The 14070-nt window shown below is 66.8% G+C and carries 18 protein-coding genes; 8 read left to right on the forward strand and 10 right to left on the reverse strand.

The genetic code is table 11. From position 1 onward, the window contains the following. Positions 1-83 precede the first annotated feature (83 nt). Positions 84-1163, reverse strand: coding sequence for a PilT/PilU family type 4a pilus ATPase (locus tag VGC47_00070; GenBank protein HEX9853697.1), 1080 nt, complete (start codon positions 1161-1163; stop codon positions 84-86). 85 nt (positions 1164-1248) lie between these two features. Further along, positions 1249-2268, reverse strand: a complete 1020-nt coding sequence (locus tag VGC47_00075; GenBank protein HEX9853698.1) for a histone deacetylase — start codon at positions 2266-2268, stop codon at positions 1249-1251. 102 nt (positions 2269-2370) lie between these two features. On the opposite strand from VGC47_00075, the gene VGC47_00080 reads away from it, so the two are divergent. The 8 genes from VGC47_00080 (at position 2371) to VGC47_00115 (ending at position 8908) form a co-directional block, all read left to right on the forward strand. Continuing rightward, positions 2371-3105, forward strand: coding sequence for a GNAT family N-acetyltransferase (locus tag VGC47_00080; GenBank protein HEX9853699.1), 735 nt, complete (start codon positions 2371-2373; stop codon positions 3103-3105). Positions 3106-3170: 65 nt separating this feature from the next. Beyond that, positions 3171-4430 (forward strand): hypothetical protein, encoded by a 1260-nt coding sequence (locus VGC47_00085; GenBank protein HEX9853700.1) that lies wholly within the window; start codon positions 3171-3173, stop codon positions 4428-4430. A 51-nt stretch (positions 4431-4481) separates the two neighbouring features. Further along, positions 4482-5054: a sigma-70 family RNA polymerase sigma factor gene (locus tag VGC47_00090; protein HEX9853701.1), complete on the forward strand. Its 573-nt coding sequence runs from the start codon at positions 4482-4484 to the stop codon at positions 5052-5054. Between the two features lie 2 nt (positions 5055-5056). After that, entirely contained in the window at positions 5057-5824 is a 768-nt protein-coding gene (locus VGC47_00095) for a hypothetical protein (protein HEX9853702.1), read from the forward strand. Positions 5825-6164: 340 nt separating this feature from the next. After that, on the forward strand, positions 6165-6446 hold the full coding sequence (locus VGC47_00100) for a hypothetical protein (GenBank protein ID HEX9853703.1): 282 nt from the start codon (positions 6165-6167) through the stop codon (positions 6444-6446). Positions 6447-6452: 6 nt separating this feature from the next. Continuing rightward, entirely contained in the window at positions 6453-7376 is a 924-nt protein-coding gene (gene trxB, locus VGC47_00105; protein HEX9853704.1) for a thioredoxin-disulfide reductase, read from the forward strand. 121 nt (positions 7377-7497) lie between these two features. Continuing rightward, positions 7498-7824 (forward strand): thioredoxin, encoded by a 327-nt coding sequence (gene trxA / locus VGC47_00110; protein HEX9853705.1) that lies wholly within the window; start codon positions 7498-7500, stop codon positions 7822-7824. A 100-nt stretch (positions 7825-7924) separates the two neighbouring features. Next, positions 7925-8908 (forward strand): peptidoglycan-binding protein, encoded by a 984-nt coding sequence (locus tag VGC47_00115; protein ID HEX9853706.1) that lies wholly within the window; start codon positions 7925-7927, stop codon positions 8906-8908. Here VGC47_00115 and VGC47_00120 read toward each other — a convergent pair. The 8 genes from VGC47_00120 to rpmH all read right to left on the reverse strand — a co-directional run bounded on the left by VGC47_00120 (position 8901) and on the right by rpmH (position 13725). Then, positions 8901-9746 carry a ParB/RepB/Spo0J family partition protein gene (locus tag VGC47_00120; protein HEX9853707.1) on the reverse strand — a complete coding sequence of 282 codons (846 nt, stop codon included), beginning with the start codon at positions 9744-9746 and terminating at the stop codon, positions 8901-8903. The two genes, VGC47_00115 and VGC47_00120, sit on opposite strands and share 8 nt — an antisense overlap. Next, the gene (locus VGC47_00125) at positions 9733-10524 is read right to left on the reverse strand and encodes an AAA family ATPase (GenBank protein HEX9853708.1); all 792 of its coding nucleotides are present in this window, start codon (positions 10522-10524) and stop codon (positions 9733-9735) included. Before VGC47_00125 ends, VGC47_00120 begins: the two co-directional genes overlap by 14 nt. After that, positions 10514-11146, reverse strand: coding sequence for an RsmG family class I SAM-dependent methyltransferase (locus tag VGC47_00130; GenBank protein HEX9853709.1), 633 nt, complete (start codon positions 11144-11146; stop codon positions 10514-10516). The genes VGC47_00125 and VGC47_00130 overlap by 11 nt, the downstream gene beginning before the upstream one ends. Positions 11147-11233: 87 nt before the next feature. Then, positions 11234-12127 (reverse strand): RNA-binding cell elongation regulator Jag/EloR, encoded by an 894-nt coding sequence (gene jag, locus VGC47_00135; GenBank protein ID HEX9853710.1) that lies wholly within the window; start codon positions 12125-12127, stop codon positions 11234-11236. A 6-nt stretch (positions 12128-12133) separates the two neighbouring features. After that, positions 12134-12997, reverse strand: a complete 864-nt coding sequence (locus VGC47_00140) for a YidC/Oxa1 family membrane protein insertase (GenBank protein ID HEX9853711.1) — start codon at positions 12995-12997, stop codon at positions 12134-12136. Then, the gene (gene yidD, locus VGC47_00145) at positions 12994-13248 is read right to left on the reverse strand and encodes a membrane protein insertion efficiency factor YidD (protein ID HEX9853712.1); all 255 of its coding nucleotides are present in this window, start codon (positions 13246-13248) and stop codon (positions 12994-12996) included. The genes VGC47_00140 and yidD overlap by 4 nt, the downstream gene beginning before the upstream one ends. Then, positions 13248-13622 carry a ribonuclease P protein component gene (gene rnpA, locus VGC47_00150; GenBank protein ID HEX9853713.1) on the reverse strand — a complete coding sequence of 125 codons (375 nt, stop codon included), beginning with the start codon at positions 13620-13622 and terminating at the stop codon, positions 13248-13250. Before rnpA ends, yidD begins: the two co-directional genes overlap by 1 nt. After that, positions 13591-13725, reverse strand: a complete 135-nt coding sequence (gene rpmH, locus VGC47_00155; GenBank protein ID HEX9853714.1) for a 50S ribosomal protein L34 — start codon at positions 13723-13725, stop codon at positions 13591-13593. Before rpmH ends, rnpA begins: the two co-directional genes overlap by 32 nt. Positions 13726-14070: the final 345 nt, after the last annotated feature.

Consider the following 14070-nt stretch of genomic DNA (forward strand, 5'->3'; position numbering starts at 1 on the left):
GGGGCGGTCGTTCGACCGCCCCCGGCTCGAAGGTCGGACGCACCACCACCCATGAGCGTCCGACGAGGTTGGCGCCAGCCCTGCTACGTGGCGAGCCCCATTCGCTGGGCCGCCAGCTTGAAGTCGCTCGGATTCGTGGCATACGTCATGGCGTCCTGGAAGCTGATCGCCCCAACCTGGTACAGCTTCAAGATCGACCCGTCGAATGCCTGCATCCCGTAGTACTCGCCCTCGATCATCAGCTCGAGGAGCGTGTGCGTCTTGTCGAGGTCGACGATTCGCTGGTATGCGCGTTCGGTGTTGGCCAGCACCTCGACCGCCGGGATCCTGCCCTTGCCGTCGGCTCTCGGGACGAGCCGCTGGGCGATCACGCCGCGCAGGCTCGAGCCGAGGATGCTTCGCATCTGCGGTTGCTGGCTCGGCTCGAAGAACTCGACGATCCTCGTGACCGTGTCGATGGCGTCGACTGCGTTGATCGTCGTGAGGATGAGCGTCCCGGTCTCCGCGGCGCGGAGGGCGGCCTCCACCGTCTCGCGATCGCGCAGCTCGCCGATGTAGACGACGTCCGGGTCGGCCCGCAGCACCCGGCTCATACCGGAGGCGAAGCTGTCCGTGTCGACCCCGACCTCGCGCTGGCTTACGATCGACATCTTGTCCGGGTGGAGCACTTCGATGGGATCCTCGATCGTGATGATGTTGGCCCGGCGCGTCGAGTTGATCCTGTCGAGGATCGAGCCGAGCGTCGTCGTCTTGCCCGACCCGGCGGGACCGGCAACGACGAGCAGCCCGTGCGACTCGTTGGCGAGTCGGGCGACCTGCTCCGGAAGCCCGAGCTCGTCGAACGACTCCGAGACAGGGGCGACGGCTCGCAGGACGAGGTTGATGGATCCACGTTGCCGGTATGCGTTCACCCTGAAGCGGCCGATGTTCGACCGGCCGTATGCGAAGTCGATCTCCCCTGTGTTCTCGAACTCCACCCTGAAGCGCTCGGGGATTATGTCGAGCAGGATCTCGCTCGTGTTCTCCGGGCGGAGCTTCGGCAGGTTCGACAGGTGGAGGGCGCCGTCGATCCTGTATGCGGGGGGTGACCCGACCTTCAGGTGGAGGTCGGAGCCGCCAACGCTGTGCAGTTTCTGGAGGAGCTCGTCGAGACTCGGAAGCACTTCAGTCAAGGGTGTTCTCCCAGGCGGAATCTTTGGACGGTGACTGAGCGTGGTATCGGCCGCCGCCTGAGGGGACTTAAGAGGGTCAGGTGAGGTGCCAGAACTTGGATACTCGTGCGAGGGCCGCTCGGCCGACCGAGTCCGTCCTGTCGTCGAGCGTCGCGACCGGGGGACCGTTCAGAAACTCGTGAGCGCCTGCCAGACCCCGCACCGTCGCCTCAGCGGACCCTCTGATGGCGTCGAGGTCGTAGCCGCCCTCGAGCACCACCGTCCACTTGGCGTCCGGCACCGCCGCCGCGAACCGGGAGCCGAGAGCCGCATAGTCGTCCTCGACGAGGGCGAGACTGGCGAGTGGATCGGAGCGGTGGGCGTCGTACCCGGCGGAGACGATCACCCAATCCGGCGCGAACTGGGCCAGCACTGGGGCGACGACGTTCTCCGCCGCCCATTGGTATGCCGGTCCCGCGGTGCCGGCCGGCCACGGGAAGTTGACGATCGTCCCGCGTCCCTCGCCCTCACCGGACTCGTCGACGCGCCCGGTGCCCGGGTATTGGGGATGCTCGTGAAACGACACGTAGAGCACGTCCGGGTCCTCGTAGAAGATGTCCTGCGTGCCGTTGCCGTGATGGACGTCCCAGTCGACGATGGCAACACGCCGCCCGCCAAGCTTCAGCCACCTCGCGAGGATCGCCACGTTGTTGAAGAAACAGAATCCCATGGCTCGCGCCGCCAGCGCGTGATGCCCCGGCGGCCGCATGGCGACGAATGAGAAGTCGCACTCCCCCGCCTCGACCATCTGCGCTGCGGTGACGCTCCCACCGGCGGAGTCGAGGGCTGCGTCCCATGAATCCTCGCTGGCGATCGTGTCTGGATCGATCGCCCCTCCTCCGCTGGCGCAGAAGTCTTGGATGCCGCTCACGTACGCCTTCTGGTGCACGAGCTCGACCAGGTCACGATCGGCGCGATCGGCCGTTCGTTCGACGACCTCGAGCCCGCTCCCCCGCACGCCACGTGCGGCCGCCTCGACTCGCGAAGGGCGCTCGGGGTGCCCGTAGCCGGTGTCGTGCAACAGGCTCGATTCGTGTGTCACCAACCCCACTCGCATGGCTCGATCGTACCGCCGCGATCTCGGCCGCCGCCGGGCGGTTACGCTGGCGGCGCGATCGTGAGGCTGCACCTCCTTCACGCAGCGGGATCAGGAGAGCAGATGGCACTGGCGGAAGCGCCGTTCCGCGTCAACCACAGGGGGGAGTGGCCCGGTCCACTCACACTCAGGCGAGGCTGGGCGCGCGCAGAGGCCCGGCCCTGGAACGACACCGCCACCGACGCCAGCTTGCGCCTCGTCCGCGGTGGGTCCGGCTTCCTGGAGGCCTGCACCGAGCGCCTCGTCGAGCTCGGAGCTCCTGCGGTCATGTCGCCTCCCCTTCCGACCGGGGCCCGCCGGACGTGGGAGGCAGCCGGCTTCCACCATTTCCTCGACCTTGCGCTCATGCGGCTCTCGCTCGACGAACAGCCTCCGGCGCCCGACCACCTGGTCGTCGAGTGCACCTCCCCTCCGATGGAGCAACTGCTGGCGATCGACACTCGGGCGTTCTCGCCGTTCTGGCGCTTCGACACCCTCGGCCTGCGGGAAGCGATCGAGGCGACCGGTGACTCGAGTGTCCTGATCATCCGCGACTCCGACGGCGATCCTGCTGCTTTCGCCGTCATCGGCTACGGCAGCGCCGTCTCCTACCTGCAGCGCGTCGCGGTGCACCCCGACTGGCAGGGGCAGGGCATGGGGCGCTCACTCGTTCGGGTGGCCGCCCGCAAGGCAAGGGCAGGCGGCGCCCACGTCATGCTCCTCAACACTCAATACGACAACGCCGCCGCCATCTCGCTGTACGAGTCGGAGGGCTTCGTGCTGTTGCCGGAGCCGCTGTCTCTGCTGCGCAGCGAGTGACGGACCGCTGAACGGCCCAAGGCCGCGAGATGCCTCCGAAGCTCCCCCCTCGCTACCGGACCCAGGTGAGGCTTGGACGTGACCAAGACGTCGAGGAGTGGCTCGCCACCGACACCGCGCTCGACCGTCCCGTGCTGGTTCGAGCCCTCGCCCAGGGATCCGACGACTTGCGCGTCACCAGATTCGTTGCCGCTTCGAGGGCCGCCGCCTCGGTGAGTCACCCCCACCTCAGTGCCGTGTACGAAGTCGGCTCCGAAGACGGCACCGCCTTTGCGATCCTCGAGTGGAACGGCGGCGTCTCGGTTGCCGACCGGCTGCGGGCATCCGATCCGCTTCCCCCCGTCGAGTTCCTGCCGAATGCGGCTGGACTGGCCGGCGGCCTCGCCGCCCTCCACGACATCGGCTCGGTTCACGGGGGAATCGATCCGAGCGCCATCGAGCTCTCGACGATCCATCCGGCCAAGCTCGGAGCGTACGGGCGGGTGACGCGGAACGGGATCGGCACCGCCCGCGATGACGTGAGCGCTCTGGGGCGGGCTTTGCGCGTCGCCGTGACGGGCTCCGAGGAGCCCGACGTGCGTCCCTCCCAGGTCGTCGAGGGCCTCCCGGCCCGTGTCGACGCGGTGCTGAGCGCCGCCGAAGCGGGAGAGCTCGACGCCGCCGGGCTCGCCGCGGCACTTCGGTCTGTGCCGGCCGAGCCGCGACACCGCGGTTCGCGCGGCTGGTCGTGGGGTTGGACGGTCCCGGCGGCCATGCTCATCGTCGCAATGGCCCTGCTCGGGCTGATCGGCTTGACGATCGAAGTCGACCCGGACTCCCCGTTTCTCTTCCCTGCTTCTCCGTCGCCTGACCCGACCGCGGCCGCACCGGACGCGACGACCGTTCCTCCCGGCGGAGACCGGGCGACACTCGAGGCGGCCGGCAAGGTCTTCGACCCGTTCGGCGAGGGGACGGAGAACGACGATCTCGTGGCCGGCATGCTCGACGCAGACCCGGACACTGCCTGGTCGACGGAGCGCTATTTCACCCCACTCTCGTCGCTCAAGCCGGGTGTCGGCGTCAAGTTCGACGTCGATGGCGCTCCCGTCGCAGTTTCGGTGCGCGGGTCCGTCGGGACCCGCTTCGAGGTCCTGTGGTCGGACACCGACGCAGGCGATCTCGACGTGTACGAGCCGATCGCCGCAGCGACCATCGTGGCAGCGGGAGTCGACTTGCAGCTCCCGCCACGTCCCGACGGCACGTGGCTCCTCTGGCTCGTGGAACTGCCGGAGCAGTCGGAGGGCGTGTACTTCGCAGAGCTGCACACAGTCGCTTTCTCAGGTTGATCGTCGGCGGGTGATGACAGGACACGCCAGGTCGGGGAGAATCCGTCCGCGATGACACACAGGGCAGCCGAAGACGTCGACCTCATCCAGCGGTACCTCGCCGGCGACGTCGCGGCGTTCGGCGAGCTCATGCGCGCCCATGAGGACCGAGTGTTCGCCGTCTGCCTTCGGATGCTGCGCAGCCGGGAGGCGGCACTCGACGCGACCCAGGAGACGTTCCTGACCGTGTTCAGGAAGGCGGACCGCTACAAGGCGGAGGCTGCCTTCTCGACCTGGCTCTATCGGGTCGCGGTCAATACGTGCTACGACCAGCTGCGGCGGTCAAAGCGCAGGCACGCCGACAGCATGCCCGAGCACATCGACCCACCGGATATCCGTGCCGGTGACGCCTTCGAGTCCGTCGAGGTTCGACCAGACATCGAGGCCGCCCTCCAGAAGATCGCTCCCGAATTTCGCGCCGCCGTCGTCCTCGTCGACCTCGAGGGGTTGTCCCTCGACACGACTGCCGACATGCTGGGTGTGCCGGTGGGGACGGTGAAGTCGCGTGTGTTCCGCGGCAGGCGCCAGCTCGCAGAGCAGCTCGGGAACCTCAGCGAGCGGCCGCGACATCAAAGGGACGAATGACGATGCACGACCACGACCCCGATCTGATCATGGCGCTGGCGGAAGACACGCTGGCGCCGCTTTCGCGCGCCTCGGCTGAGGCCTCGGTTGCGGCGTGCTCCGAGTGCAGTGCCGCCCTCGCGATGCAGCGCGCCGGCCTGAGGTTTCTCAGAGAAGCGCCATCTGTCGGAATGACGGAGCTCGAGTCCACCCGGATGCATCGAGCGTTGGAGACCGAGCTGGGGCTCGCAACCGAGTCACGCCAGATCGCCTCGCGGCGTGTCGTCAACTGGAATCGATGGCTGGCCGTCGGGGCGGCGGCCGCGGTGCTCGTCGGGGTCGTGGCGGTGGCGCCGAGTCTCGACCTCATCGGCAGCGGCGACTCGGGCGACACGGCTGCCCTGCAGGAGTCGTCGGCGGGAGCCGACGAGGAGACACCGGCCGGCGACACGGCGGACGCAGCCGTGACCACCGCAGCACCTTCGATGGCGATGTCGACGGCTGTCGCTTACTCCTCGGACGACCTCCCCGAGCTGTGGGAGCGTCTCACCGAGCCTGCCGATCCAGAACCGGCAGGCGTCCAGAGCGCAGAGGACGGCGCCACCCCGGCGTGCGGCGACGCCCACCGCCGTTCGGTCGCCGACTCAGCCTTCGTCGTAGCGTCGCAAGCGGCTCGCTACGAGGATCAGGACGTGGAGCTCGTCGGCTATCAGACAGACGACGCCCCCGTCCTCGTCGTGTACGAGTCCGGGACCTGCAAGGTCATCACGACGTACACCGACACAGACTGACACGGCTCACCTCCGGCGGCGCGCCGCCGAGCGCACTTCTCTGCTCCTCGGCGACCCAACTAGGGACGGTTCCGAACAAACACCACGGACCGACCTGCTCCTCGGCGACCCAACTAGGGACGGTTCCGAACAAATACCACGGACCGACCCGGCCACCACAAAGTCACAGCTCACAGCAAGGGCCGGCTCGATTGGCACTTGTTCGGCACCCCACGATTGGGTCACCGAGAAGCGGTACGACGCCCGCCGGCACCAGGACCCATCCCCCAACCAGCCCCCTCAGCCCACGCCGCCGAGCGCGCTTCTCTGCTCCTCGGCGACCCAACTAGTCTCCTCGGCCATGGACGACTATCCGGTCAGGGTGGCTGATCTGCTCGAGCGGATCGCGGCGCGGATCAGGTCGATGACCGTCGACCGGGCGGTGCGCTGGGTGACGTGGGCGGCGCTCGGGATCCTCCTGGCGACCATGGTGGTCATCGCCTTCGTGCTGCTCCTCGTATCGCTGCTGCGCTTCCTCGGTGAGCTGATCGGGTACGAGGTGGCGTACGCCGCTGTCGGAGGAATCTTCGTGTTGGTCGGCATGTTCCTGTGGAGCATGCGAAAGCCGAGGCCTGCTGAATGAGGAGAGATGTCTGAGAAGCTGGTGATCATCGGTTCGGGCCCAGCGGGGCTCACCGCGGCGGTGTACGCCGCCCGGGCGGACCTCTCTCCACTCATGATCGAGGGATTCGAACGCGGCGGGCAGCTCATGCTGACCACGGACGTCGAGAACTACCCCGGCTTCCCCGACGGGATCATGGGACCTGATCTGATGGACCACTTCCGCAAACAGGCGGAGCGCTTCGGGACGCGGATCCTCAGCTCCGACGTGACCCGCGTCGATTTCAGCGAGCACCCGTTCCGGGTCTGGGTCGGCGAGGACCTCCACGAAGCGGAGACGGTCGTGATCGCGACCGGCGCCTCGGCCAGATGGCTCGGGCTGCCCAACGAGACGAGGCTGCGTGGACACGGGGTGTCGGCGTGTGCCACGTGCGATGGGTTCTTCTTCCGCGACAAGCCCATCGCCGTCATCGGCGGCGGGGACAGCGCCATGGAAGAGGCGCTCTTCCTGACGAAGTTCGGATCACGGGTGACCGTCATCCACCGTCGCCACGAGTTCCGAGCCTCGAAGATCATGGCGCATCGAGTGATGGACCACCCGAAGATCGACGTCATGTGGGACACGGTCGTCGAGGACGTCGAAGGCGAGCAGGCGGTCTCGGCTCTCATCCTGCGAGATGTGAGCTCCGGCGAGACGAGCAAGCTGGACGTCGAGGGCGTTTTCGTCGCCATCGGCCACGACCCGAACACGCAAGTCTTTCGGGGCCAACTCGAGCTCGACGCCGCCGGCTACATCGTCACAGCCCCCGGAACCACGCGCACGTCCGTCGAGGGCGTCTTCGCGGCAGGCGACGTCGTCGACCACATCTACCGCCAAGCGGTGACGGCGGCCGGAATGGGCTGCATGGCAGCGATCGACTCCGAGCGGTGGCTCGAAGCCAGACACGGCTGACCGGGGTCAGGAATGCCCATGTCTCGACGACGGTTGTGGCGGGCGAAACGACAGACCACAATCCAACGCTCTGCCGAGCGTTGAGGTATCCACAGGAGGTGGAGGCCGCCAGGCCGAGCTCATGAGTGAGAACACGATCACGGCTCACGACCAGAACTTCGAAGATGTGATCGGGAGCGACACCCCGGTCCTCGTCGACTTCTGGGCCGAATGGTGCGGACCGTGCAAGATGATGAACGGGCCCCTCAACGACCTGGCCTCAGAGCAGGCCGGCAAGCTGTCCGTGGCCAAGCTCAACGTCGACGAGAACCAGCAGACCGCGATGAACTACGACGTGATGAGCATCCCGACGATGATCGTGTTCCAAAAGGGCGAGATGAAGAAGCGTCTCGTCGGCGCCCGGTCGAAGCACCAGCTCGAGCACGAGCTCGCCGAGTTCATCGGCTGATTCCTCGGCGGCTCGTCGAACAGCCTGCCCAACCCACACCGAGCGTAACGACGTCCGTGCCGATCGAGCCGAGGAACGGCGATGTGGCACGATGGTCCCCATGAGGCTCTACCGCTTCGGAGACGAGGGTGAGCCGGTCCGCGACATCCAGGACCGGCTCCTCGCGTTGGGCCACAACGCAGCGTCCGACGCCGCCGGACTCTTCGACACGGCCACCGAACGGGCTGTCAAATCATTCCAGACAGCTCGCGGCTTGGCCGTGGACGGAATCGTCGGTCCCGACACCTGGAGGGCCCTCGTCGCAGCCGGGTACCGACTCGGCGACCGCATGTTGTATCGGCGCGTCCCGATGATGCGGGGCGACGACGTCGCCGAGTTGCAGAGGCGCCTCAACTCGCTCGGCTTCGAGTCCGGGAAGGTCGACGGGGTGTTCGGTTCCGAGACGCTACGTGCGGTGCTCGAGTTCCAGTCGAACCGAAGGCTCCCGGAGGACGGGATCGCCGGACGCGAGGTGGCCCTCGAGCTCGACTTGATGGTGAGGGCCACGAGAAAGCCGGGACGCGAGCTTGTCCGCGAGCGGCAGTGGCTGCTCGCGCTTCCCCACCATCTCGTCGGACAGCGGGTGTACGTCGACCCTGCCTGTCGTAACGACGAGGAGGCCGCGGCGACGTGGGAGGCGGCTCGATTCCTGGCGACGATCATCCAAGATCTAGGAGCCATCCCGGTTCTCTCGAGAAGCGTCGACACCCACCCACCCGATCGGGTCCGAGCAGGCCGGGCCAATCGACTCGGTGTCGACTTCGTCGTCGGTTTCGCGCTGGCGTCGGACGGAGCACCCGGCGTCTACCACTACGCCTCGGAGCACGGAGTGTCCACCGGTGGGGCGGCTCTGGCCAGGGCAGTCGCCTCGGTCACCGGCCTCGCAGCCGCCGGAAGAGCAACCGCAATCCTCCGTGAAACCCGTAGCCCTGCAGTCGTGATCGCCAGCGACGAGATGGATGCCGCCCTCGGAGGAAAGGTGGCCCAGGCGCTCATCAATCTGTTCGCCGACCAGGAGCAGCGCGTGGAGCCGCCGGTCAGGTGAACAGGTGGCGGTAGATCCGCTCGAGGTCGTCGAGCCCTGAGAACCTCACGACCACCTTGCCGCCCCGCGCGCCCACGTCGATCGACACCTTCGTGCTCAGCCGCTCGGCGAGACGCTGTTCGAGCTCGATGATCGCGGCAGGGCGGACCTCCTTGGGGCGGGTCGTCCTCGTCGCCGGTGTCCTGGCGCGCACCGACTCCTCGATCTGGCGGACGGACCATCCCTCGGCCGCCGCCCTCTCCGCGAGGTGCACCGCGTACGCCTCGTCATCGAGGCCGAGGAGCGCCCTGACGTGACCCGTGGAAAGCTCGCCGCGCTCGAGCATCCCTTGTAGAGGAGCCGGCAGCTGAAGGAGTCGAACCATGTTCGTGACGGCACTGCGGCTCTTCCCCACCCTGGCGGCGACGTCCTCGTGGGTGAGCCCGTGGTCGTCGAGCAGTTGCTGGTACGCCGAGGCCTCCTCGAGCGGAGAGAGGTCCTCCCGCTGCAGGTTCTCGATGAGCGCCTCGGTGAGGTTCGACCCGCCGTCTCGCTGTTGGCGGACAACCATGGGAATCTCATCCAGGCCAGCCAATCGAGCCGCCCTGAGGCGCCTCTCCCCCGCCACCAGCACATAGGTTCCGCCCTCTTCCGGCCGGACCACGATCGGTTGAAGCACGCCCACCTCTCGGATCGAGGCGGCCAGCGCCATGAGGCCCTCCTCCGGCAATTGGCGCCTCGGCTGGTCGGGGTTCGGCAGGACGGCGTCGAGAGCCACCATGCTGTGGCCGTGATCGGTTCGATCGACGGGGATGAGGGCATCGAGCCCACGCCCCAGACCGCTCTTACGTGGTGCCATGCCGCCTCCTGAACTCTCGTGCCAGCTCACGGTACGCGATCGCGCCGCGAGACATCGGATCGAAGGCCTCGATGGGCTCACCGTAGGACGGCGCCTCCGACAGCCTCACGGTCCGCGGAATGATCGTGCGGTACGTCATGTCTCCGAAGTGGTTGCGGACCTGTTCGACGACGTCCGACGACAGCGTCGTCCTGCCGTCGAACATCGTGAGGACCACTCCCTCGACCGTGAGCTTGGGATTGAGGTTCGAGGTCACGAGTTGGATGTTGCGCATGAGTTGGCTGACCCCTTCGAGGGCGTAGTACTCGCACTGGATGGGGATGAGGACTTCCTCAGCCGCTGCCAGGCCGTTCACTGTCAGTAGACCGAGGGATGGGGGACAGTCGACGAGAACGAAGTCGAAGTCGCCGCGGATCTTCTGCAGGGCGTTGGCGAGCCGCATCTCGCGAGAGAACATCGAGACGAGCTCGATCTCGGCGCCGGCCAACTCGATCGTGGCCGGAACGAGGAGCAGGTCGCGCACCGAGGTGGGCTCGAGCACTTCGTCGACGGCGATGCCGTCGACGAGAACCTCGTAGGTCGACGAGTTTATCGTGCTTCGATCGATGCCGAGGCCGGAGGTCGTGTTCCCTTGAGGGTCGAGATCCACGAGGAGCACGCGTTCGCCCTGGAAGGCGAGGCTGGCGCCGAGGTTGATCGTCGTCGTCGACTTTCCGACTCCGCCCTTCTGATTGGCGATGGCAACGATGCGCGTCGCTCGCTCGGGTTCACGTGTCACGGGATGCAATCCTAAGGAGCGTCGCTCCGCCGTCAAGTATCTCCTCCGGGATGGACACGATGTCGACGTCACCGTCGGCGGCGTCGCGGAACCCACCGGCGGCCGATACTCCGATCAATCCGACGCCGTCCGGCGAGAGCAGGCGCTGGACAAGGGGTTTTGCCTCGTCAGGGCTTCGCACGGCCCGCATGACCACTCGATCGTATGTCCCGTCGAGGCGGTCGATGTCTGCGATCACCGTCGTCACGTTGGCGAGCCCCAGAAGTCGGACGACCCGACGACAGAGGTCGATGCGTCGCTCGGATCGATCGACGAGGGTGACATGCCACCGGGGGAAGGCGACGGCGAGGGGCAGTCCGGGCAGGCCCGCCCCCGCTCCGAGGTCGATGACCTCAGACTCGCCCGCTGGGAAGACTCCGAACGTGAGGGCGTCGAGGATGTGCCGGCGCCAGAGTCGGCCTGTCTCGTCCGGGCCGACGGCTCCGGCGACGGCGGCCTCTGATGCCAGCCAGTCGCGGTAGTCGGCGAGTTGGCGGCTCGCGGCTGGAGAGAGTGGAGAAGCCCCCAGCCACTCGAGTAGCCGATTCGCTGAGGCGATTTCGTCGCCTAGGTCATGTTTCACGGGAAACATGGTAACGGTCGACTATACGTTGAGGCTCGGCGACACGCGGTGTCTGTATTCTGTGCCGTGCCTCGGCAGCAATGCCCTTCAGCCTTCGGCGGCAACGATCACGCAGCGTTCGGGGTCCTCGCCCTCGGAATACGACCGGACTCCGTCGATCTCGGCGATGGCGTCGTGGACGACCTTGCGATCCGCTGGATTCATTGGCTCGAGCATGACCTCGCCGCCGTCGGCGAGCACCTTCTCCGCCAGTTTGGCGGCGTAGATCTTCAGGGCCTCACGCCTGCGCTCCGCATAGCCTGCGATGTCGAGGCGCATCCGCGGGGCTCCGAACGTCTTGCGCTGCACCACGGTGCGCGTCAGCTCGAGAACCGCATGCATGATGGATCCGCGGGCACCGACGAGCGCTTCGGTCTGATCGCCGCTCACGTCGATGTACAGCACGTCCTCGTCGACTCTTGTCGTCACGGCGCCTTCGAGACCGAACGCGCTGAGCAGGCCTTCGACGAACTCGGACGCTACGGTCGCCTGGTCATCGATCGAGACCGTCGGCGTCTCGGTTCGCTCTCTCGGAGTGTCATCGTTGTCGTTCACCGGTCTCCTCCGCTGCTGCTGACTGGTCTGCTTGCTCGACGGCTTCCTGCCGGAGGACTGAGGGCGCTTCTGGGTCTGGCGCTGGCCGCTGCGCGGTTCGCCCTGCTGGCCGCCGCGGGATTCGCCTTGGGGCGTCTGGGTGGGCGCCCCGCCCTCCCGAGATGAGCCCCCCGATCGCCCGCGACGCCTCCGGCGCCTGCTCGGCGACGTCGTCGCCTTCGGGAGCACCTTGACGAGGGCATCCTGCGCACCCACACCCAGGAAGCCCTTCTTCGCCTCGCGGATGACCTCGACGTCCACGTCGTCTACCGACTGCAGACCCAGCTCCTTGACCGCCAGTTCGACTGCCTCTGTGACCGACGGTGCCTCGACTTCGACCCACTCCATCGCGGATTACTTCCTCCTGCGCTTGTTGCGCTTCTTGCTTGCGTTGGGCGAAGGACCACTCCGGGACTCGCCTTCCTCCGGCGGCTGCGGGGGAGCGGCGGTCGCGTCTTTCGCCCGACCGGGACTCGGGCCGTCGAGGCCGAGAATCACGGCTTGTTGACCAATGCGGAAGATATTGGAAGCTGCGAAGTACGTCACGAGTCCGGAGGGGAAGTTCCAGGAAAACACCCCGAACAGCAGTGGCATGAACTTCAGCGCGGTCTGCGCCCCTTGGGCCGCTTGATTCTGAACCTGCTCAGGCGCGTCCTTGCGCTTTCGAGTCGCCTGACGCTGCTGGTACACGCCGCTGAGGATCACGATGACGACGAGGACGATGTAGGGGATGGCGTCTGCGGCCGATGCGGCAAACGCTTGGCTTGGAGATACTTCCAGATGCATGCCGAGGAAGTCGGTGTTGCCTGCCAGCAGGGCTCGACCGAGGTCGGACGACTCGGGGATCGCCGAACCCGTGAGTCGCCCGTCGACCGCTGAGATGCGGAGCACGCTGAACAGCGCGAACCACACGGGCATCTGCAGGATGAGCGGAAGGCACCCGGCGGCAGGATTGACGCCCCGCTCCCGGTAGAGCTCCATGAGCTGCTTCTGGAGCTCTTCTCGATCGGCCTTGTACTCCTTCTGGAGGCGCTTCACGTCCGGCTGGATCTCTTGCATGGCCCTCATGGAACGCGTCTGCTTGAGCGTGAGTGGGAAGAGGATGAGATTGACGACGATGGTGAGGAGGATGATGGCGACGCCGTAGTTCGGGATGAGCGAGTAGAAGAACGCAAGCGTGCCGCCCAGGGCGTTGAGGAGCACCTGCCACGGGTTCATGCCGCAGTCCGATCTCTTTCGGGAACCGGATCGAAGCCACCGGCGGCGAAGGGGTGACAGCGGGCGATCCGGCGAAGCCCTAGCCCGACGCCGCGCATCGACCCGTGCTGCAGTATCGCTTCCCTGGTGTACGCCGAGCAGGTCGGCTGGTACCTGCAGCGGTTGCCGAGAGCGGGGGAGAGGAATTTGCGATAGGCGTCGATGGCTCGGACGAGCCACCAGCCAACCTGGTATCGCTTCAACTCTCTCATCACGCTCCGCCCTCCGACGGTCGACGATCGGCTTCGACCGCTTGACCCATGCCGACCACGAGGTCCGCCAACCTCGACTCGGCCGCTCCTCGGTCGGCGATCACGATATACGCATTGCCCTCGCCGAGATCGACGAGAGCAGCCGCCTCCCGGAGGCGGCGCCTCACGCGATTGCGTACGACCGCTTTCCCGACACGCCGCCCGACGACGAATCCCACCTGCGCGGGGCCGGGGAGCCCGGCGGCTTCGATCACCACGAGGTGGCGTACTCGGCTCCGCCGACCCTCTCGGTAGATCCGTTCGAACTCACTGCGTCCCCGCAGGGAGACATACCGCCTCCGGTCATGCCGTGAGACGGCTGCGTCCCTTGTCACGGCGACGTTTGATCACTGCCCTACCGGCGCGCGTGCGCATCCTGGCCCGGAAGCCATGCTTGCGCTTGCGGCGGCGCACGTTGGGTTGGTAGGTACGCTTCACGAGGGGGTATCCGAGGTGGATCGCGGTGTCGGACGGATAGGTTACGAAGGCGCTCATACCTTGTCAAAGTTGCCGGTCGTTCCGGTACGTCGCGAAAACTCGACTGAGCACGCGAAACTTTGCTTAGGGGCGTCCTGGCGGCATCTGCGGCAGATCTGAGCCTTCCGGCCGTGACAAAAGCCTTGTGCCACAAGGGCTCTGGGTCCACCGCACCACGCGCATTTCGCGACATACCGGCGGATTTGGCGTTCTTGAAGGCCCGAGAATTCGGTCCATATACTCGCCCGTCGCCGGGCTGGCCCGGGGGACTTCCCCAACAGAGAAGGGCATTGACACGCGAGGGTG

The sequence above is a fragment of the Acidimicrobiia bacterium genome, assembly GCA_036396535.1.
Taxonomy (GTDB): Bacteria; Actinomycetota; Acidimicrobiia; order Spongiisociales; family UBA5794; genus DASWKR01.

Coding starts and splice junctions, on each gene's coding strand:
- VGC47_00075 (HEX9853698.1), bottom strand. CDS start 2,268: ATGCGAGTGGGGTTGGTGACACACGAATCGAGCCTGTTGCACGACACC.
- VGC47_00080 (HEX9853699.1), top strand. CDS start 2,371: ATGGCACTGGCGGAAGCGCCGTTCCGCGTCAACCACAGGGGGGAGTGG.
- VGC47_00090 (HEX9853701.1), top strand. CDS start 4,482: ATGACACACAGGGCAGCCGAAGACGTCGACCTCATCCAGCGGTACCTC.
- VGC47_00095 (HEX9853702.1), top strand. CDS start 5,057: ATGCACGACCACGACCCCGATCTGATCATGGCGCTGGCGGAAGACACG.
- VGC47_00100 (HEX9853703.1), top strand. CDS start 6,165: ATGGACGACTATCCGGTCAGGGTGGCTGATCTGCTCGAGCGGATCGCG.
- trxB (HEX9853704.1), top strand. CDS start 6,453: ATGTCTGAGAAGCTGGTGATCATCGGTTCGGGCCCAGCGGGGCTCACC.
- trxA (HEX9853705.1), top strand. CDS start 7,498: ATGAGTGAGAACACGATCACGGCTCACGACCAGAACTTCGAAGATGTG.
- VGC47_00115 (HEX9853706.1), top strand. CDS start 7,925: ATGAGGCTCTACCGCTTCGGAGACGAGGGTGAGCCGGTCCGCGACATC.
- VGC47_00120 (HEX9853707.1), bottom strand. CDS start 9,746: ATGGCACCACGTAAGAGCGGTCTGGGGCGTGGGCTCGATGCCCTCATC.
- jag (HEX9853710.1), bottom strand. CDS start 12,127: ATGGAGTGGGTCGAAGTCGAGGCACCGTCGGTCACAGAGGCAGTCGAA.
- VGC47_00140 (HEX9853711.1), bottom strand. CDS start 12,997: ATGAACCCGTGGCAGGTGCTCCTCAACGCCCTGGGCGGCACGCTTGCG.
- yidD (HEX9853712.1), bottom strand. CDS start 13,248: ATGAGAGAGTTGAAGCGATACCAGGTTGGCTGGTGGCTCGTCCGAGCC.